Below are 18,401 nucleotides of genomic sequence, written 5' to 3'. Positions count from 1 at the left end.
CTTCCGCAGCACCGAGATAGGGTCATATTGGCGAGGGTTTTGATGGCGCGGTGCCGGATCGTCCGGTGCGGACTGTCTCGTCACTCTTTTCGAGAAAAGCGACAGTCGCGAGTAATCGGTCGATCAGAAGGGAGTTATCTTGCAATTCAGCGCATCTTTCACAGAACTTGCACTGTTGGCGTTGCTCGCCATTCTTTCCCTGGCGTTGTCCTGCTGGTTGGCGCGCTACCCACGGAAAACGAGCGTCGGAGTAATGCTTGGCGTGGTGCTCGGAGTTTTCCTGACCAATCTCGCAGCAGGCATTGTCCTTTCTGGGAAATGTCCTCCCCTTCGGGCAGATCGATTTCTGGCTGGCAAGTTCCCTGACCGGAATTCTTCGATAGACGACCTGTGATCTGGCAGGGCCGTCGGGAAACGGGCAAAGAAAAAGGGCGGACAACATGCTGTCCGCCCTGCGTTCATTCCGTCAGCCAGACCCTCAGGAGGCAATGGCCTTCGGCCGGGGCTGCTGGTTTTCGTCTTCCGTCAGCAGGCCGCTGGTGCGCAGCAGCGAGGTAAAGCGTCCGCCGCGCTGGCTCAGCTCATCGAAGGTGCCCTTTTCGATGATCCGGCCCTGATCGAGGAAGAGGACGAGATCGGCATCGCGGACCGTGGAAAGGCGGTGGGCGATGATAAAGGTCGTGCGGTTCTTTCTCAGCGCGTCGACAGCGGCCTTCACTCGAGCTTCCGTTTCCACATCCAGCGCACTGGTCGCTTCGTCCAGAACCAGAATGGGAGCGTTCTTTAGTATGGCGCGGGCAATGGCGATGCGCTGGCGTTCGCCGCCGGACAGGCGGTTGCCGCGTTCACCCACCTGGGTCAGATAGCCGTTGATGCGGCTATCGATGAAATCCGTCGCCGCCGCTGCTGCCGCTGCTTCCACTACTTCCGCATCGGTGGCCGATTCACGGCCGAGGCGGATGTTTTCGCGAATGGAGCGGTTCAGCAGGCCGGCATCCTGAAACACTGTGGCGATGGAGTTGCGGAGCGAATTTTTCGTCACCGTCGAAATATCGGTCCCATCGATCAGAATCTGGCCGGAATCGGGATCGTAGACCCGCTGCAGGAGATTGATGAGCGTGGTCTTGCCGGCACCCGTCGGTCCGACGATCGCGACTGTCTCGCCGGCCTTGGCCGTGAACGAAACGTCGTGAACGCCCTGCTTGGTGTTGGCGAAACCGAAATTGATGTTGCGGAACTCCACGGTGCCGGAGACATTCGACAATTCGCGCGCATCGCCCGGCTCTTCCCGTTCCTTGACGGAATCTTCCAGCACGAAGAAATCCTCAAGCTTGGCGCGGGCTTCGAAAATCTGCGTCACGAATTGGCGCATCTGGTCCAGACGGCCGATCAGGAGATTGGCGAAACCGATGAAGGCGATGACATCACCAACGCGCAACTCGCCATTCTTCACCAGCACGGTGCCGATGACGAGGATGATCATCATCGAAACGGTGGAGGCCGTGCGGTTCAAAGCACTTGCAAAGGCCCACCAGTCGAGCACCGGATATTGCGCGCTCAGCAGCTTTTCGGTGAAAGATTTCAGCGCCTTCGTTTCGGCCTCGATGCGGTTGTAGCTGTGCAGCACCGAGACGTTGCTGATGGAATCGCTGACATGGGCAAAAACGCTGTGATAGTGTTCTTCGACCGAAGCCTGGCCGTCCTTGGTGCGGCCCATCACCCACTTGCCGATGAACCAGTAGACGATACCGAGGCCGATCAACACGAAGCTGAGGCGCAGGTCCATGGACATGGCGGTCGGGACGAGCAGCACCAGTGCGACGAAGGTGGCCAGATGCGTGCGCATGAATTCGAGCCAGAGGCCGAACAGCGTTTCGCTGGCGCGCAGCAGCGTGTGGAGGGCATTGGATGTGCCGCGCTGATGGTGCCAGGAAAGCGGCATGGAGATGATGCGCCCGAAGGCTTCCGTCAGCAGCGAAGCGCGCCGGCCATGGGCCAGCCGGTCCGCCTCGCGGGCGACAGCCACATAAGCGACAGTGTTGAAGACACCGAAACCCGCCCAAAGAATGAGAATGGGCGTGACGTTGGTGCCGGAAGAGATGGCGTCGATGATCCGGCCGAACAGCACCGGTTCGGCGATGGTGATCGCTGCAAGAATGACGTTGGCGATGACGACCACCGTCACCCGCCATTTATGTACGGTCAGATAGCGCAGAGCGCGTGTGTAAACCTGAAACAAGGTCAAATTTTCAATCCAGTCCGAGCGTCTTTTTCGAGCGGTTGTTTGTTCGGTCTCAAGGCAAGTTATTTTAGCAAGGTTGCATGAGACGGCGAAATTTGTGTAATTATCGCTCTTTCTGTCTGAATGGCGGCTTAACAGATTGACCGCGCGTGCGAACCGAAAAAAACCGAACCCGATGTTTCCCGGGGACTGCCGTCACAAGATTTCGCATCTTCGTTTCAGGGATTGCTAACGACGATATGTTCAATCTCAACCGACCGGCGCCCGAGTAACATGACGTCATCGCGGGACCACGTCCTTCGTGTCATTCCCTTCAAGCCAAGCTCCGGACCCCGTGTCTTTATGCATGATATTCTTCACTTCATCTCTGCGTGTTACCAGACGGGAAGCGCCGACCGCGTTCGTTCCGAATTTGCAACGCTCATTCGCGAATACGGTTTCGACTATTTTCTTGTCAGCAGGCGGATGACCGGGGAGCTCGCCTCCACCGGACACATCCTTGCGCAACATCTGCCCGAAGGCTGGCTGGAGGTCTACAGGGCCAAGAAATACAATCTCGTCGATCCCGTCCGCAAGGTGATCGGCATGGTGCACAAGCCGTTTCAGTGGAAGGAAGCGCTGGAGGGCCTGCCACGTGCGATGCATCGCAAAAGGGCGAGCGTCTTTTTCCACGATGCCGGCCGGTACGGTCTGCAGGGTGGTTACGCCTTTCCCGTGCATGGCCGCGCGGGCTTCATCGGTGCGGTCTTCATTGGCGGTCAGGATCGGCAATTGCCCTCTTTGCAGGTGGAACTTCTGGATGCGGCCACGCGTGCCGTATTCTGGCGCCTGCTCGATCTTTCCGGTCAGTCCCACGGCTTCAGCAATGCTCCTGACGTTTCCGCTCTCGAGCTTACGAGGCGCGAAATGGAGGTGCTGACGCTGATGGCGGACGGCATGACCTCCACCGAAATTGGACGCCAACTATCGATCTCCAACCACACGGTCGATTGGTATATCAACGGAATTCAGCGCCGTTTCAGCGCAAAGAACCGGCAGCATACAGTGGCACTTGCTTTTCGTCATGGTTTGCTGAGCTAGCGCAAACAGGACAGTTCTCGCCGGAATTGCCCTTTCCAAGACCGGGTTTTGCTGCTTAATTCCGCAGTGCAGCAGAAATTTTGTTTTGGCGTGTGGGGAGACCGTCTTGAAAATATCGAAAATACTTGTTGCCAACCGATCCGAAATTGCGATCCGCGTTTTCCGGGCAGCGAACGAGCTTGGGATTAAAACCGTTGCGATTTGGGCGGAAGAGGACAAGCTGTCTTTGCACCGCTTCAAGGCGGACGAATCCTATCAGGTCGGCAGGGGGCCGCATCTCGCCAAGGATATGGGACCGATCGAGAGCTATCTTTCGATCGAGGAGGTCATTCGCGTAGCCAAGCTCTCCGGAGCGGACGCGATCCATCCCGGTTACGGTCTTCTGTCTGAAAGCCCTGAATTCGTGGAGGCCTGCAACAAGGCCGGCATCACCTTCATCGGACCGACGGCAGATACCATGCGCCAGCTCGGCAACAAGGTGGCTGCGCGCAATCTGGCGATCTCGGTCAACGTCCCCGTTGTTCCCGCTACCGATCCGCTGCCCGACGATATGGCGGAAGTGGAGCGCATGGCCGAGGAAATCGGCTATCCGGTCATGCTGAAAGCCTCCTGGGGCGGCGGCGGACGCGGCATGCGCGCCATCCGCAGACGAGAAGATCTCGCCCGTGAGGTGACGGAAGCCAAGCGCGAGGCGAAAGCCGCCTTCGGCAAGGATGAGGTCTATCTGGAAAAGCTGGTCGAGCGTGCTCGCCACGTCGAAAGCCAGATTCTCGGCGATACGCATGGCAATGTCGTGCATCTGTTCGAGCGTGATTGTTCGATCCAGCGCCGCAATCAAAAGGTGGTCGAGCGGGCGCCCGCGCCTTATCTCACCGAAGCGCAGCGTCAGGAACTTGCTGCCTACTCCCTGAAGATCGCCGCCGCCACCAGCTATATCGGCGCCGGCACGGTCGAATATCTGATGGATGCCGATACGGGCAAATTCTATTTCATCGAGGTCAATCCGCGCATCCAGGTGGAGCATACCGTCACCGAAGTCGTTACCGGTATCGATATCGTCAAGGCGCAGATCCATATTCTCGAAGGCGCTGCCATCGGCACTGCGGAATCCGGCGTGCCGCGCCAGGAGGATATCCGTCTCAACGGCCATGCGCTGCAGTGCCGTATCACCACTGAAGACCCGGAACATAACTTCATTCCGGATTACGGCCGTATCACCGCCTACCGTTCCGCCTCTGGCTTCGGCATCCGTCTGGATGGCGGCACTTCCTATACCGGCGCTGTCATCACCCGCTATTACGATCCGCTGCTCGTCAAGGTAACGGCCTGGGCGCCGCAACCGGATGAGGCGATCAACCGCATGGACCGCGCGCTGCGCGAATTCCGTATTCGCGGCGTCGCGACCAACCTCACCTTCCTCGAAGCCATCATCGGTCACGACAGTTTCCGCAACAACACCTATACGACCCGCTTCATCGATTCGACGCCGGAACTGTTTGCGCAGGTCAAGCGTCAGGACCGCGCCACCAAGCTCCTGACCTATCTTGCCGACGTGACCGTCAACGGCCACCCGGAAACCAAGGGTCGCGCCAGGCCGTCCGAAAAAGCGGCCAAGCCCGTCGTGCCTTATATCGATGCGCCGACGCCCGATGGCACCAAGCAGTTGCTGGACAGGCTTGGCCCGAAGAGCTTTGCGGACTGGATGCGCAATGAAAAACGCGTTCTGGTTACCGATACGACCATGCGCGACGGGCACCAGTCGCTGCTGGCCACCCGCGTTCGCACCCATGATATCGCCCGAGTCGCCAGCGTTTACGCCAAGGCGCTGCCGCAGCTTCTCTCGCTGGAATGCTGGGGCGGGGCGACGTTCGACGTTTCCATGCGCTTCCTGACGGAAGACCCATGGGAGCGTCTTGCGCTGATCCGCGAAGGCGCGCCGAACCTGCTGCTGCAGATGCTTCTGCGCGGCGCGAACGGCGTCGGATACAAGAATTATCCGGACAATGTCGTCAAATATTTCGTCCGTCAGGCTGCAAAGGGCGGGGTCGATCTTTTCCGCGTCTTCGACTGCCTGAACTGGGTGGAGAATATGCGCGTCTCGATGGATGCGATTGCCGAGGAGAACAAGCTCTGCGAGGCGACCATCTGCTATACCGGCGATCTGTTGAATTCGGCGCGTCCGAAATACGATCTCAAATATTATACCAACCTTGCCGCCGAGCTTGAAAAGGCCGGGGCTCATATCATCGCCGTCAAGGACATGGCGGGCCTGTTGAAACCGGCCGCCGCCAGGGTTCTGTTCAAGGCGCTGCGTGAGGCGACCGGTTTGCCGATCCATTTCCACACCCACGATACCTCGGGCATTTCCGCCGCGACCGTTCTTGCGGCCGTGGATGCCGGTGTCGATGCCGTCGATGCCGCAATGGATGCCTTCTCCGGCAATACGTCGCAGCCATGCCTTGGCTCGATCGTGGAGGCGCTGGCGGGGTCGGAACGCGATACGGGTCTCGATACCGAATGGATCCGCCGCATTTCCTTCTACTGGGAGGCCGTGCGCAACCAGTATGCCGCCTTCGAGAGCGATCTCAAGGGACCGGCCTCGGAAGTCTATCTGCATGAAATGCCGGGCGGCCAGTTCACCAACCTCAAGGAACAGGCGCGTTCGCTGGGTCTCGAAAGCCGCTGGCACGAGGTGGCGCAGGCCTATGCAGACGCCAACCGCATGTTCGGCGATATCGTCAAGGTGACGCCGTCCTCCAAGGTCGTCGGTGATATGGCGCTGATGATGGTCAGTCAGGATCTGACGGTCGCCGACGTTGAAAACCCTGATCGTGAAGTGTCTTTCCCGGAATCGGTGGTGTCGATGCTGAAGGGCGATCTTGGACAGTCGCCCGGCGGCTGGCCGGCAGGCCTGCAGAAAAAGGCGCTGAAGGGCGAAGCGCCCTACACGGTTCGTCCGGGTTCGCTGCTGGAAGATGCCGATCTCGATGCCGAACGGAAAGTGATCGAGACGAAGCTGGAGCGCAAGGTCGACGATTTCGAGTTCGCGTCCTATCTGATGTATCCGAAGGTATTCACGGATTTCGCGCTGACAGCCGAGACCTATGGCCCGGTTTCGGTGCTGCCCACCCATGCCTATTTCTACGGCATGGAGGACGGCGAAGAACTGTTTGCCGATATCGAACGCGGCAAGACGCTGGTCATCGTCAATCAGGCCTCGTCCGGCACGGATGACAAGGGCATGGTGACGGTGTTCTTCGAGATCAACGGTCAGCCACGCCGCATCAAGGTGCCGGATCGTGCCCATGGCGCTTCCGGCTCCGCCGTGCGCCGCAAGGCCGAACCCGGCAATGCAGTTCATATCGGCGCGCCGATGCCGGGTGTGATCAGCCGCGTCTTCGTCAATCAGGGCCAGGAGGTCAAGGCCGGTGACGTGCTGCTTTCCATCGAAGCCATGAAGATGGAAACCGCGCTTCACGCCGAACGCGACGGCAAGATCGCCGAAGTTCTGGTGCGCCCCGGCGACCAGATCGATGCGAAGGATCTGTTGATCGCTTACGGAGAATAAAGCCGTATCCGATCATCGATGCAGTGTCAGACGCCCGCCTCTCCGGCGGGCGTTTTTTGTTGCGTAGCCGTGAAAACTCGAATATGCATGTTCGTGCACGTTTATTCCGGTTTATGCATGGGTTTCGATGAGCGATCATTTTGTCAGCGAGCGGCAGGCGCTCATCCTTGCGCAGTTACGGCAAAGCGGCCGGGTGCTGGCGCAGGATCTCGCGCAGAATTTCGGCGTTTCCGAAGACACCGTGCGCCGCGACCTGCGTGAGATGGCAGCCCGGGGCGAATGCCTGCGCGTTTATGGCGGAGCGTTGCTTTCCGACAGCAAAACGGTGCCGCTGAAAACGCGGATTGCCGAGGATGCGGACCGCAAGGCCCTGCTGGCGCGCGCCGCTGTCCCGCTTCTCGAACCGGGCATGGTCGTCTTCATCGATGCCGGTTCCACCAATCTCGCCATTGCAAGGGCGCTTCCGGCCGGGCTCAACCTGACGGTGGTGACGAATACGCCCGCCATTGCCGCTGAACTGACGGGGCGGGCCGATAGCGATCTGGTGCTGATCGGCGGCAAGGTCGATCCGGCCGTAGGTGCTGCGATCGACGCCATGGCGCTTCGGCAGCTCGAACTGATGCGGCCCGATCTCTGCATTCTCGGTGTCTGCGGCGTTGCGGCCGAGACGGGTCTGTCGGCGGATGTTTTCGAGGATGCGGTGTTCAAGCGGCTTGCCTGCAGCGCCAGCCAGCGGATTGTCGCCGCCATCACCACGGAAAAGCTCGGCCACAGGGCAGCTTTCCATGTGCATGATTTTTCTCCACCTCTTTCCCTCGTACTGGAACAGGATGCCGACCGTGCATTCGTCGAGGCGCTGTCGGCAAAGGGCGTACAGGTTTATTGCGGCGAAGATGACGCCGTTCAGTTTTCTCATGGTCAAGTCTGAAGGATATTGCCGATGAATGGCCCCACGACATTTTCGCCGACAGGCATACGCTCGTCCTATCTGACGCGGCACAGGCTGGGCGTTTCCCTGCTGTTCTTGATGAACGGTTTCATGATGGGGTCATGGGCGCCCAAGATTCCGGAATTTGCGGCGCGCCTGTCCCTCAGTGAGAGCGCGCTCGGCCTGATCATTCTGGTTTTCGGTATCGGTTCGCTGGTTTTCATGCCGATTGCCGGTTCGCAGATCGCCCGTTTCGGTTCGCGTACGGTCAGTCTCGTCACAGCGGCGATCTTTTTGCCGACTCTGCTTTTCATTTCCTGGGCGGGCACGGTGTGGGCCGGGGTGATTGCGGTGTTTCTGTTCGGCGGGCTGACGGGGGCGATGGATGTCGCCATGAACGCCAATGCGGTAGCGGTGGAACGGGATATGCGCCGCGCCATCATGTCATCGTGCCACGCCTTCTGGAGCCTTGGCGGCCTGATCGGCGCCGGTCTTGGCGGTTATCTCATCACGGCCATCGGTGTGCAGGGACATGCCATTGCGCTGACGGTCATCGCGCTCGTGCTGCTGGTCATCGCGTGGCCGCGCGTCCTTGCGGATCGTCCGCATCCGGAGGAAGAGCGCCCGAAAGGCGGCCTGCCGCTGACGCCGCTGCCGTGGATCATCGGCCTGATGGCGCTGTTCTCGATGATTCCTGAAGGCGCTATCCTCGACTGGGGCGCGCTTTATCTGCGCAATGAACTCGGTGCTTCGGTATCGCAGTCCGGTTTCGCTTTCGCGGCCTTCTCCCTGACCATGGCGGCCATGCGGTTTGCCGGCGATCTGGTGCGTGACCGCTTCGGCGCCGTGACGACCCTGCGCTTCTGTTCGGCCATGTCGATTATCGGTCTTCTCATTGCCGGTCTTGCGGGAAATTCCACTATTGCGATCATCGGCTTCGCGATTGCCGGCGTCGGCATTTCCAACATGGTGCCCATTGCCTTTTCCGCCGCCGGCAACATGCCGGGACTGGCGCCCGGCATTGGTCTCTCGGTGGTCACCACCATGGGCTATTCTGGTATTCTGGTGGCGCCATCGGCCATCGGCTTTATTGCCGAGCATACAGGCCTTGCCAGCGTCTTCATCGCCCTGCCGCTCTTGCATGTGGTGGTTCTGTTGCTTTCGCGGCTCGCCCGCCATGCGGATGGGGCGGGCAAGGAATAGGCGTCTCGAATTTTGCCATGATTGCGGTAAAGTAGAAGCTCTCATGCGTTGGGTGTTGACAAGCAGGCTTGCCTGTTTCACCTCAATTGCCAGACCTTGCCGCAAGCTCCAGAGACCGCCATGACGTCACATGCCGATTACGATCCCAAGCCCCGCCGCGCATCCGTCGCCGTAGACGTGGGCGGTGTCATCGTCGGTGGCGGCGCGCCCGTCGTCGTGCAGTCGATGACCAACACCGATACGGCGGATATCGACGCCACCGTGCAACAGGTGGCGGCGCTCTTCCGGGCCGGTTCGGAAATCGTGCGCATCACCGTCGACCGCGACGAGAGTGCGGCCGCCGTGCCGAAAATCCGCGAGCGGTTGCTGCGGCTTGGGCTTGATGTGCCGCTTGTCGGCGATTTCCATTATATCGGCCACAAGCTTCTGGCCGATCATCCGGCCTGCGCCGAAGCGCTGGCGAAATACCGCATCAATCCGGGCAATGTCGGCTTCAAGGAGAAGAAGGACAAGCAATTCGGCGAGATCGTCGAAATGGCGATCCGCTACGACAAGCCGGTGCGAATCGGCGTCAACTGGGGGTCGCTCGATCAGGAACTTCTGACGACGCTGATGGACAAGAACAAGGAGCAGGGTTTCCCTCTCTCCGCCCGTCAGGTCACGCGTGAGGCCATTGTTCAGTCGGCGCTGATTTCCGCCGAGCTTGCCGAAGAGATCGGCCTGCCGCGCAACCGCATCATCCTGTCGGCCAAGGTCAGCCAGGTGCAGGACCTGATCGCCGTTTATTCCATGCTGTCGGAACGCTCCGATCACGCCCTGCATCTTGGCCTCACCGAAGCGGGCATGGGCTCCAAGGGCATCGTCGCCTCGTCCGCCGCCATGGGTTACGTTCTGCAACACGGCATTGGCGATACGATCCGCGTTTCGCTGACGCCTGAGCCGAATGGTGACCGCACCCGCGAAGTGCAGGTGGCGCAGGAATTGCTGCAGGTTATGGGTTTCCGTCAGTTCATTCCGGTCGTGGCGGCATGTCCCGGCTGCGGGCGCACCACGTCCACCGTCTTTCAGGAACTTGCCCAGAACATCCAGAACGATATTCGCAAGAACATGCCGATCTGGCGTGAGAAATATCCGGGTGTCGAGGCGCTCAACGTTGCCGTCATGGGCTGTATCGTCAACGGCCCCGGTGAAAGCAAACATGCCGATATCGGCATTTCCCTGCCCGGAACCGGCGAAAGCCCGGCAGCGCCCGTCTTTATCGACGGTGAAAAAGCGCTGACCCTGCGTGGTCCCAATATCGCCGCCGATTTTGAAGCGCTTGTGATCGATTACATCGAAAAGCGTTTTGGCCGGAAAGATGCGGCGGAGTAAAGAGTACCGTGAAAAGGCCGGAATTCCACTGTCATACCTCCTGAACCTCTCGGAGCATCAAAACACATGATCAAAAAAATCGCGATCGTCGCCCTTTGCGGGACCTATCTTTCCGCCTGCACCACCACCGATCCCTATACGGGTGAGCAGAAGATGTCGAACACGGCGGGCGGCGCCGGCATCGGCGCCGTGGTCGGTGCTCTGGGCGGTCTGGCCGTCGGCGGTTCGCCGACCGGTCGCCGTAATGCCGCGCTTATCGGTGCGGGCATCGGCGCGCTCGCCGGCGGCGCCATCGGCAATTACATGGATGGCCAGGAAGCCGAGCTTCGCGCCCAGCTTCAGGGAACCGGCGTTTCGGTTACCCGCCGTGGCGACAGCATCGTTCTCAACATGCCGTCGAACATCACCTTCGCGACGGACCAGGATCAGGTCATCCCGCCATTCTATCAGACGCTCGATTCCGTCGCCATCGTGCTGAACAAGTTCAACCGCACGCTGATCGACATCAACGGCCATACCGATTCGACCGGCAGCGCCGGTTACAATCAGGGCCTTTCGGAACGTCGTGCCGCATCGGTCGCCAATTATCTCGGCGCGCGTGGCGTCGATCAGCGCCGTATTTCGACGCTCGGCTTCGGCCCGTCGCAGCCTATCGCTTCGAATGCAACGCCGGATGGCCGCGCCCAGAACCGTCGCGTCGAAGTGCTGATTTCGCCGCTTAAGGGCTGATTGGGTAATGAAAAGCTGAGTGGAAACCGCTCAGCTCTTTCGTTCAGCGATGAATCTGGCGGCCGCGATGAGAATCGCGGCCTTTTCGCCATAAGGGGCCAGCAGTTCGCTGGCTTCCGCCACTTGCTCCCGCAGCTGGTTGCGCGCCCAGTCCTCGCCGCGCAGCGCCACGAGCGTTCCCTTGCCGCGCGCGGCGTCCTTGCCGGTTGCCTTGCCCATGGTGGCGGCATCGGCCGTCAAATCCAGAAGGTCGTCGGCAAGCTGGAAGGCGAGGCCGATCTTTTCGCCGAAGAGACGCAGCCTTTGCCTTTCGGAAACATCGCTGCCGGCGATGATTGCGCCTGCCTCGCAGGCAAAACGCAGCAGTGCACCGGTTTTCATAGCCTGCAATGTAATGACACCGGCTTCATCAGGTGCTTTTTTCTCCGCAGCGAGATCGAGCGCCTGGCCGCCGGCCATACCGCCGATGCCCGCCGCGCGGGCAAGCGAAAGTACGAGCGCGGCCTTGCGCTCGGCCGAAAGCGGATTTTCGTCCGATGCGATGATATCGAAGGCAAGCGTCAGCAGGCTGTCGCCGGCGAGAATTGCGGTCGCCTCATCGAATTTGCGATGCACGGTCGGCTGGCCGCGGCGCAGGTCGTCGTCGTCCATGGCCGGCAGATCGTCATGAACAAGCGAATAACAATGGAGGCATTCCAGTGCCGCGCCAACATAAAGGGCGGCTTCGGCATTCCCGCCCGCAAGGGCGGCACTTTCGATGACGAGGAACGGCCGCAGGCGTTTACCGCCGTTCAACACGCCATGGCGCATGGCGTCGAGCAGGTTTTGCGGGCGCGTGATCTCATCCGCGCGGGCTTCGCCAGAAAGCAGGCGGCCAAGCAGGGCTTCGGTTTTGGCTGCGTTTTCGCGCAGCTTCGTTTCGAAATTTGTCATCGCAGCGTCCATGCCGCGCTCTTTGGCATGCCGCGCGAATGCAGGCAAACCTTTTCGTGATTCCAGAGGTGCAACTATTTGAGCGGACTCGCCTTGAAGGCGGCAATGGACTATGAAAGGCTTCAATTGGTGCGGGGCTTTGACGAATATTGAGCAGTACGCCTGAAAGCGACGCAGATTACGCCGTACTGGCGGAAGACCGGAGCAGTCCGAAGGTGGATTTTCGCACGTTGGCAAAGCGTATCGTCATGACCTTGCTGGCTTTGCTGATCCTGCCCTATCTGCTGATTCCGGTTTATGCGCTGCCGTTTATCCGGCCGGTCTCGACGCTGATGCTCGCCGATCTGGTGACCTTTCAGGGTTATGACCGGCGCTGGGTGCCGCTCGAGGATATTTCGCCGCGCCTTGTTCAATCCGTGATGATGTCCGAGGACGGGCAATTCTGTTTTCATGGCGGCGTGGACTGGAACCAGATGCAGTCCGTGGTCAGCAACGCGCTCGACGGGGCGTCCACCCGTGGCGCAAGCACCATTCCGATGCAGACGGCCAAGAACCTGTTTTTATGGAACGGCCGCTCCTTCCTGCGCAAAGGGCTGGAGTTGCCGCTGGCGATTGCTGCCGATTTCGTCTGGTCGAAAAAACGGATGATGGAGATTTATCTCAACGTTGCCGAATGGGGACCGGGCATTTATGGAATCGAGGCTGCCGCCCAGCACCATTTCAAGGTGCCGGCCGCAAAACTGAGCTCCCGTCAGGCGGCGCTGCTGGCGGTTTCGCTGCCTAATCCCATAGACCGCGTCGCCAGCAAGCCGGGACGCGGATTGCAACGGCTTGCCGGCCTTATCGAACGGCGCGCGCGTGCCTCCGGCGGCTATGTCGGCTGCGTGCTGGATTGACCCCGGCGCGCCGCGTCAGCTTTTCCTGAAAATATAGTCGGTTTCCTGACGCAGGGTTTCACCCGGCCGCAGGATAGCGTGCGGAAAATCCGGGTGGTTAACGGCGTCCGGCCAAATCTGCGTTTCCAGGCAGAAACCGGCAAAGGGGCCGTAGTGACGGCCATCGAGGCCGGGAACCGGAACGTCCAGTTTGAAGGCCGAATAAAACTGCACACCGGGCTCGGTGGTGTGAACCTCAAGGGCGATATCGGAGGCCGGCGAATAGGCGCGGGCGACCTTGCGTTTTGCGCGGCGCTCGGGCGACAGGCAGAAATTGTGGTCGTAGAGAACCTGCTCGCCATTATCCTTGCGCCGCATCGGTGTCGGGTGGCGCAGGTCGAAGACGGTGCCTTCGACGGAGCGGATTTCGCCCGTCGGTATCTGCTTTTCATTGGTGGGCAGGTAAAAATCAGCCGCGATGCTGATCTCATGCCCAAGCGCGGTGTCTGCGCCATCGAGATTGAAATAGGAATGCTGGCAGACATTGGCGATGGTCGGCTTGTCGGTCACCGTTTCATAGACCACCGAAAGCACGCCGCCGTCGAGGATCGTATAGGTGGCCGTGACCGTGCAATTGCCGGGATAACCAGCGCGGCCATCGGGATCGATGATCTGCAGAACCGCGTGGCTTTCGCCATGTTCCATCAGCATCCAGTTGCGCTTGCCCATGCCGTCGCTGCCGCCATGCAGGTGGGTTACGCCCTTTTCATTGAGCTCCAGCTGGTAGTCGCGCCCGTCGATGGAGAACCGCCCGTCGCCGATGCGGTTGGCGTTGCGGCCGGGCGTGGCGCCGAAATAGGAGGAATATTTGTAGTCCTCGAACTTGTCGAAGCCGAGGACGAGCGGCGGCTGGTGGCCTTCAAGGCGCAGATCCTGAATGACGGCGCCCCAGGTGATGACCTTGGCTGTCAGCCCGCCTTTCGCGATGGTGACGCGTTCGACTTTTTCGCCCGTCGCCGTGAAACCGAAATTCTCCCGAGCCGCCGCGTCGCTCATCGTCATTCTCCCTGATGTTGCGAATTGCCGGGCGGACGTTGCGTCATTTCCCGGCAATTCGCAATCCGCAATTTACGCGGCCAGTTGCCCGATGGCTTCGAGATCATAGGGTGTCGTCTGGTATATCTCGTTGATCCAGTTGCCGAAAAACAGATGGGCATGGCTGCGCCAGCGGTTGAGCGGGGCGAGCGCCGGGTCGTTGTGTGGAAAATAATCATGCGGAAGCTTGATGGGCACGCCGGCATTCGCGTCACGGAAATATTCGTCGGAAAGCGATGTCGAATCATATTCGACATGGTTGAACATATAGAGCCGGTTGCCCTCTTTCTCATGCACCAGACAAACGCCCATTTCCTCGGATTCCATCAGGATTTCGAGTTTCGGATGTTTTTCGATATCGGCGCGGCGTACCTCCGTCCAGCGCGAGACCGGGACCTGGAAATCATCCGAAAAGCCATTCAGATAGATCGATGAGGGGCAGAGATTGCGGTGACGGTAGACCCCGAAAGCCTTTTCCTTCAACTCGTGCTTCGGCACGCCGTGGAAATGATAGATGGCGGCCATCGCGCCCCAGCAGACATTCAGCGTCGAATGAACGTTGGTCTGCGTCCATTCGAAAATTTGTCGCATTTCGTTCCAGTAGGTCACGTCTTCGTAGGCAAGCGTCTCCACGGGCGCGCCGGTAATGATGAAACCGTCAAACTTGCGGTGGCGCACTTCTTCCCACGTCTCGTAGAAGGACAGGAGATGTTCTTCCGGCGTGTTCTTGGCGCGATGGCCGCCGATCCGCACCAGCGACAGCTCTACCTGCAGCGGCGATGCGCCGACAAGGCGCGCCATCTGGATTTCCGTCTTGATCTTGTTCGGCATGAGGTTGAGAAGCCCGATCTGGAGCGGGCGGATATCCTGCCGGATGGCCGCCGTTTCGGTCATGACCCGCACGCCCTCATGAACGAGGGTCTCAAAAGCGGGAAGCGTATCGGGAATCTTTATCGGCATGTCGAACTCTCTTTTCCGGATCACGTAAAGAACGTTGCGAAAACAAAAAAACCGGCAGCGAAATCGCGACCGGTCCCAGGAAATTGCCCTTTTCCTCGACCCTTTAGCGACTTCTTTAAAGTGGCTGCAAGCCGGTCGGCAAATCACCACTGAGGCGTTTCATAATCCCGAAGCCGGCGAAAATCAATATAGGCCGATTTCATCGGGTTTCCGCTTTCCATTTTTGGCCGAGGTGCGATAAGGCAGGGCATGGATAAAGAGCGCTTCACCATTCTGCTTGGCGGCGATGTCACGGTGACCGATCGTCTGAAGTCAGCGGTCGCGGATAGCCGTGTGATTGCGGCCGATGGCGGCATGCGCCATGCGGGGCCGCTTGGCCTTGCGCCGGAATTGTGGGTCGGGGATTTCGATTCCGCCAGCAAAGAGTTGCTGGAGGCCTGGCCCGATGTGGCGCGGCAGCCATACCCGGCCGCAAAGGCGGTGACGGATGGCGAGATCGCGGTATCGGAAGCTCTCTCCCGTGGCGCGCATTCGCTTGTGCTTGTCGGTGCGCTTGGCGGCGCGAGAAGCGACCATGCGCTTCAGCACCTCCTTTACGCGGTGGCGCTTGCCGAACGTGGTATCGACGTTACGCTGACGTCAGGTGAAGAAGAGGCGCGGCCGCTGCTTGCCGGTTCGCTGGATATCGATCTGCCGCCCGCCTCGCTGTTTTCGATTGCCGGATTTACCGCCCTTGAGGGGCTCGATATCGGCAATGTGCGTTATCCGCTGAAGGATTTTGCGCTTGCTTTCGGTTCGTCCCGCACTATTTCCAATGTCGCGAATGGCGGCCCCGTGCATTTCTCGCTGAAAAGCGGAAAAGCCATCGTGCTCGCCCGCCCTTATGATCTGACCGGAGCCTGACGCCTTGGCACCCCCAATTTTGAAACTCGATGACATCAAGCTGACCTTCGGCGTGACCCCGCTGCTCGACGGCGCCAATCTCCAGGTGGAACCGGGCGACCGCATCTGCCTCGTCGGGCGCAACGGTTCCGGCAAGTCCACCCTGATGAAGATCGCCGCGGGTCTGGTCGAGGCGCAGTCGGGTGAGGTTTTCCGGCATCCGGCCGCCACCATCCGTTATCTGGAGCAGGCTCCGGATTTTGCCGGTTACGACACGGTTCAGGCCTATGCCGAAGCGGGGCTCGGCCCCGGTGACGATCCCTATCGCGTCACCTATCTTCTTGAGCATCTCGGCCTCACCGGGCAGGAACATCCGGCGAGCCTTTCCGGCGGTGAAGCGCGACGTGCGGCCCTTGCCCGCGTCATGGCGCCTGAGCCCGATATACTGATGCTGGACGAACCGACCAACCATCTCGATCTGCCCACCATCGAATGGCTTGAAAGCGAGCTGCAGCAGACGCGCAGCGCGCTGGTGCTGATTTCGCATGACCGGCGTTTTCTCGAAAAGGTCTCGACCTCGACCGTCTGGCTGGATCGTGGCCAGTCCCGTCGTCTCAATCGCGGTTTTGCCCATTTCGAGGAATGGCGCGACAAGGTGCTGGAAGAGGAAGAACTGGAACAGCACAAGCTCGGCAAGGCCATCGAGCGTGAAGAACACTGGATGCGTTATGGCGTGACCGCAAGGCGCAAGCGCAACATGCGCCGCGTCGGCGAGCTTCAGGCCATGCGTGCGGAATATCGCGGCCACAAGGGGCCGCAGGGCACGGTGCAGGCGACCGTTACCGAAGGGCGTGAATCCGGCAAGCTCGTTATCGAAGCCGAGGCCATCACCAAGGCTTATGGCGAGCGCGTGATCGTCGCGCCGTTTTCGCTGCGCGTCCATCGCGGCGATTGCATCGGTTTCGTTGGCCCGAATGGCGCCGGTAAAACCACGCTTCTGAAGATGCTCACCGGCCAGCTGCAGCCCGATAGCGGCACGGTGAAGCTCGGCACCAATCTGGCGATTGCGACGCTCGACCAGAAGCGCGAGGATCTCAATCCCAACGATACGCTCGCGCATTATCTGACCGATGGCCGCGGTGAAAATCTGCTGGTCAACGGCGAACTGAAGCATGTGACGGGCTATATGAAAGACTTTCTGTTCCAGCCGGAACAGGCCCGCACGCCGATCCGCAACCTTTCCGGGGGCGAGCGCGCGCGCCTTATTCTGGCACGCATTCTGGCGCGGCCGACCAATCTTCTGATCCTCGACGAGCCGACCAACGATCTGGATATCGAAACGCTCGATCTGCTGCAGGAAATCGTTGCGGGCTTTTCCGGCACCGTTATCCTCGTCAGCCACGACCGCGATTTCCTCGACCGCACCGTCACCTCCACCATCGCGCCCGTCAATCCGGATGAACCGGACGGACGATGGATCGAATATGCCGGTGGCTATTCGGACATGATGGCGCAGCGCAAGGGCGCGGCGGAAGAAAAACGCAAGGCTGAGAAACAGGAAAAGGCGAAGGCCGCACCTTCGGCCTCTGCATCGCAGGATCCTTCAAAGGCCAAGGGCAAGCTTTCCTTCAAGCAGAAATTCGCGCTCGAAAATCTTCCGAAGGAGATGGAAAAGGCGCAAAGCGAAATCGCAAAACGCGAGCAGCGCATGGCCGATCCGGAACTTTTCACAAAGGACCCGGCGGCCTTCAACACGCTGGCGCAGGAAATGTCGAAGCTGCGCGACAAGCTGGAGGCCATGGAAGAAGAATGGCTGGAACTGGAAATGCTGCGCGAGGAACTGGAGGGCTGAAGGCAATCAGTTCCCCGTTTGACCGGTCCTCCTTCGGCCTTTGACAGAAAAGCAGAATTGCCGTTCTATGCCGGCGTTCGTTTGGAGGAGTTGTGAAAATGCGCATGATTTTCGTCAATCTGCCGGTCAAGAATATCGAGACATCAAGAAACTTCTTCACTGCTCTCGGTTTCAGCTTCAACCCGGAATATTCGGATGACCGCACGCTCTGCATGATCGTGGAAGAGAACATCTTCGTGATGCTTCTCCAGGAGGGACGTTTCCGCGATTTCATCAACGGCGATATTGCCGACGCGACGCGAACCACCGAGGTTCTGACCTGTCTTTCCGCCGGAAGCAGGGAAGAAATCGACCGGATGATCGCCACGGCGCTTGCCTCCGGCGGCAGCGGCTGGAAGCCTGTTCAGGACCATGGCTTCATGTATGCCGGCAGCTTTCAGGATCCCGACGGGCACGTCTGGGAACTGGTGCATATGACGGAACAGGGCTGATCTCGGCCATCTTGCCAATCGGGGACGGCGGGACTACACCATCATCTTGATCTAACGGGGTGTCTTTTGCGCTTGGGTGCGAAAGGCTGAGAGGCTTGCCAACCCGAAGAACCTGATCCGGTTCATACCGGCGGAGGGATTAGACGGCTTTAACGCAGGCGGCTATTTCCCTATCGTTTTTTTGAGGAGATA

The 18,401-nt window shown here is 59.7% G+C and carries 15 protein-coding genes and 2 riboswitches; of the genes, 10 read left to right on the top strand and 5 right to left on the bottom strand.

Annotated features, from left to right (window positions below):
- Window positions 1-22: 22 nt before the first annotated feature.
- A complete protein-coding gene (locus AGR7B_RS25920; RefSeq protein WP_162934133.1) occupies window positions 23-442 on the bottom strand; it encodes a hypothetical protein in 420 nt (139 codons plus the stop codon).
- A gap of 36 nt (window positions 443-478) precedes the next feature.
- Window positions 479-2,245, bottom strand: a complete 1,767-nt coding sequence (locus AGR7B_RS13655; protein ID WP_003520317.1) for a glucan ABC transporter ATP-binding protein/ permease — start codon at window positions 2,243-2,245, stop codon at window positions 479-481.
- A 339-nt stretch (window positions 2,246-2,584) separates the two neighbouring features.
- On the opposite strand from AGR7B_RS13655, the gene AGR7B_RS13650 reads away from it, so the two are divergent.
- The 6 genes from AGR7B_RS13650 (at window position 2,585) to AGR7B_RS13625 (ending at window position 11,121) form a co-directional block, all read left to right on the top strand.
- A complete protein-coding gene (locus AGR7B_RS13650; protein ID WP_078052327.1) occupies window positions 2,585-3,322 on the top strand; it encodes a helix-turn-helix transcriptional regulator in 738 nt (245 codons plus the stop codon).
- Window positions 3,323-3,428: 106 nt separating this feature from the next.
- Entirely contained in the window at window positions 3,429-6,890 is a 3,462-nt protein-coding gene (gene pyc, locus AGR7B_RS13645) for a pyruvate carboxylase (protein WP_078052328.1), read from the top strand.
- A gap of 127 nt (window positions 6,891-7,017) precedes the next feature.
- Window positions 7,018-7,818 (top strand): DeoR/GlpR family DNA-binding transcription regulator, encoded by an 801-nt coding sequence (locus AGR7B_RS13640; RefSeq protein WP_080856868.1) that lies wholly within the window; start codon window positions 7,018-7,020, stop codon window positions 7,816-7,818.
- Between the two features lie 12 nt (window positions 7,819-7,830).
- On the top strand, window positions 7,831-9,021 hold the full coding sequence (locus AGR7B_RS13635) for an MFS transporter (RefSeq protein ID WP_078052330.1): 1,191 nt from the start codon (window positions 7,831-7,833) through the stop codon (window positions 9,019-9,021).
- A gap of 120 nt (window positions 9,022-9,141) precedes the next feature.
- Window positions 9,142-10,392, top strand: a complete 1,251-nt coding sequence (gene ispG, locus AGR7B_RS13630) for a flavodoxin-dependent (E)-4-hydroxy-3-methylbut-2-enyl-diphosphate synthase (protein ID WP_078052331.1) — start codon at window positions 9,142-9,144, stop codon at window positions 10,390-10,392.
- Window positions 10,393-10,458: 66 nt separating this feature from the next.
- Entirely contained in the window at window positions 10,459-11,121 is a 663-nt protein-coding gene (locus AGR7B_RS13625; RefSeq protein WP_003520323.1) for a YiaD family glycine zipper/OmpA-like lipoprotein, read from the top strand.
- 30 nt (window positions 11,122-11,151) lie between these two features.
- Here AGR7B_RS13625 and AGR7B_RS13620 read toward each other — a convergent pair whose 3' ends face one another.
- A complete protein-coding gene (locus tag AGR7B_RS13620) occupies window positions 11,152-12,066 on the bottom strand; it encodes a polyprenyl synthetase family protein (protein ID WP_080857104.1) in 915 nt (304 codons plus the stop codon).
- 137 nt (window positions 12,067-12,203) lie between these two features.
- On the opposite strand from AGR7B_RS13620, the gene mtgA reads away from it, so the two are divergent.
- Window positions 12,204-12,950, top strand: a complete 747-nt coding sequence (gene mtgA / locus AGR7B_RS13615) for a monofunctional biosynthetic peptidoglycan transglycosylase (protein ID WP_078052332.1) — start codon at window positions 12,204-12,206, stop codon at window positions 12,948-12,950.
- A gap of 15 nt (window positions 12,951-12,965) precedes the next feature.
- Here mtgA and AGR7B_RS13610 read toward each other — a convergent pair whose 3' ends face one another.
- Together AGR7B_RS13610 and metA are read right to left on the bottom strand one after the other, a co-directional pair.
- On the bottom strand, window positions 12,966-13,985 hold the full coding sequence (locus AGR7B_RS13610) for an aldose epimerase family protein (protein ID WP_080856867.1): 1,020 nt from the start codon (window positions 13,983-13,985) through the stop codon (window positions 12,966-12,968).
- A gap of 72 nt (window positions 13,986-14,057) precedes the next feature.
- Complete coding sequence (gene metA / locus AGR7B_RS13605; protein ID WP_080856866.1) at window positions 14,058-14,984, bottom strand: homoserine O-acetyltransferase MetA; 927 nt, start codon at window positions 14,982-14,984, stop codon at window positions 14,058-14,060.
- An 83-nt stretch (window positions 14,985-15,067) separates the two neighbouring features.
- A riboswitch (SAM riboswitch) is annotated at window positions 15,068-15,144 on the bottom strand.
- 89 nt (window positions 15,145-15,233) lie between these two features.
- On the opposite strand from metA, the gene AGR7B_RS13600 reads away from it, so the two are divergent.
- The 3 genes from AGR7B_RS13600 to AGR7B_RS13590 all read left to right on the top strand — a co-directional run bounded on the left by AGR7B_RS13600 (window position 15,234) and on the right by AGR7B_RS13590 (window position 18,209).
- Window positions 15,234-15,887 carry a thiamine diphosphokinase gene (locus AGR7B_RS13600; protein WP_080856865.1) on the top strand — a complete coding sequence of 218 codons (654 nt, stop codon included), beginning with the start codon at window positions 15,234-15,236 and terminating at the stop codon, window positions 15,885-15,887.
- Window positions 15,888-15,891: 4 nt separating this feature from the next.
- Window positions 15,892-17,718, top strand: coding sequence for an ABC-F family ATP-binding cassette domain-containing protein (locus AGR7B_RS13595; protein ID WP_078052335.1), 1,827 nt, complete (start codon window positions 15,892-15,894; stop codon window positions 17,716-17,718).
- Window positions 17,719-17,816: 98 nt separating this feature from the next.
- Window positions 17,817-18,209, top strand: a complete 393-nt coding sequence (locus AGR7B_RS13590) for a VOC family protein (RefSeq protein ID WP_003520331.1) — start codon at window positions 17,817-17,819, stop codon at window positions 18,207-18,209.
- Window positions 18,210-18,254: 45 nt separating this feature from the next.
- Window positions 18,255-18,365: riboswitch (TPP riboswitch) on the top strand.
- The last annotated feature ends 36 nt before the right edge of the window (window positions 18,366-18,401 follow it).

It is taken from the genome of Agrobacterium deltaense RV3, from assembly GCF_900013505.1.
Lineage (GTDB): Bacteria > Pseudomonadota > Alphaproteobacteria > Rhizobiales > Rhizobiaceae > Agrobacterium > Agrobacterium leguminum.
The sequence above is the reverse complement of the archived record's forward strand: the minus strand, read 5'-3'. Positions and strand labels throughout refer to the sequence as shown.

Bases quoted from the DNA above. Each gene is read 5' to 3' on its own strand.
- AGR7B_RS25920 (WP_162934133.1), bottom strand. From the start codon at position 442: ATGTTGTCCGCCCTTTTTCTTTGCCCGTTTCCCGACGGCCCTGCCAGA.
- metA (WP_080856866.1), bottom strand. From the start codon at position 14,984: ATGCCGATAAAGATTCCCGATACGCTTCCCGCTTTTGAGACCCTCGTT.
- AGR7B_RS13640 (WP_080856868.1), top strand. From the start codon at position 7,018: ATGAGCGATCATTTTGTCAGCGAGCGGCAGGCGCTCATCCTTGCGCAG.
- AGR7B_RS13590 (WP_003520331.1), top strand. From the start codon at position 17,817: ATGCGCATGATTTTCGTCAATCTGCCGGTCAAGAATATCGAGACATCA.
- AGR7B_RS13635 (WP_078052330.1), top strand. From the start codon at position 7,831: ATGAATGGCCCCACGACATTTTCGCCGACAGGCATACGCTCGTCCTAT.
- ispG (WP_078052331.1), top strand. From the start codon at position 9,142: ATGACGTCACATGCCGATTACGATCCCAAGCCCCGCCGCGCATCCGTC.
- AGR7B_RS13620 (WP_080857104.1), bottom strand. From the start codon at position 12,066: ATGGACGCTGCGATGACAAATTTCGAAACGAAGCTGCGCGAAAACGCA.
- AGR7B_RS13610 (WP_080856867.1), bottom strand. From the start codon at position 13,985: ATGAGCGACGCGGCGGCTCGGGAGAATTTCGGTTTCACGGCGACGGGC.
- AGR7B_RS13650 (WP_078052327.1), top strand. From the start codon at position 2,585: ATGCATGATATTCTTCACTTCATCTCTGCGTGTTACCAGACGGGAAGC.
- AGR7B_RS13625 (WP_003520323.1), top strand. From the start codon at position 10,459: ATGATCAAAAAAATCGCGATCGTCGCCCTTTGCGGGACCTATCTTTCC.
- AGR7B_RS13600 (WP_080856865.1), top strand. From the start codon at position 15,234: ATGGATAAAGAGCGCTTCACCATTCTGCTTGGCGGCGATGTCACGGTG.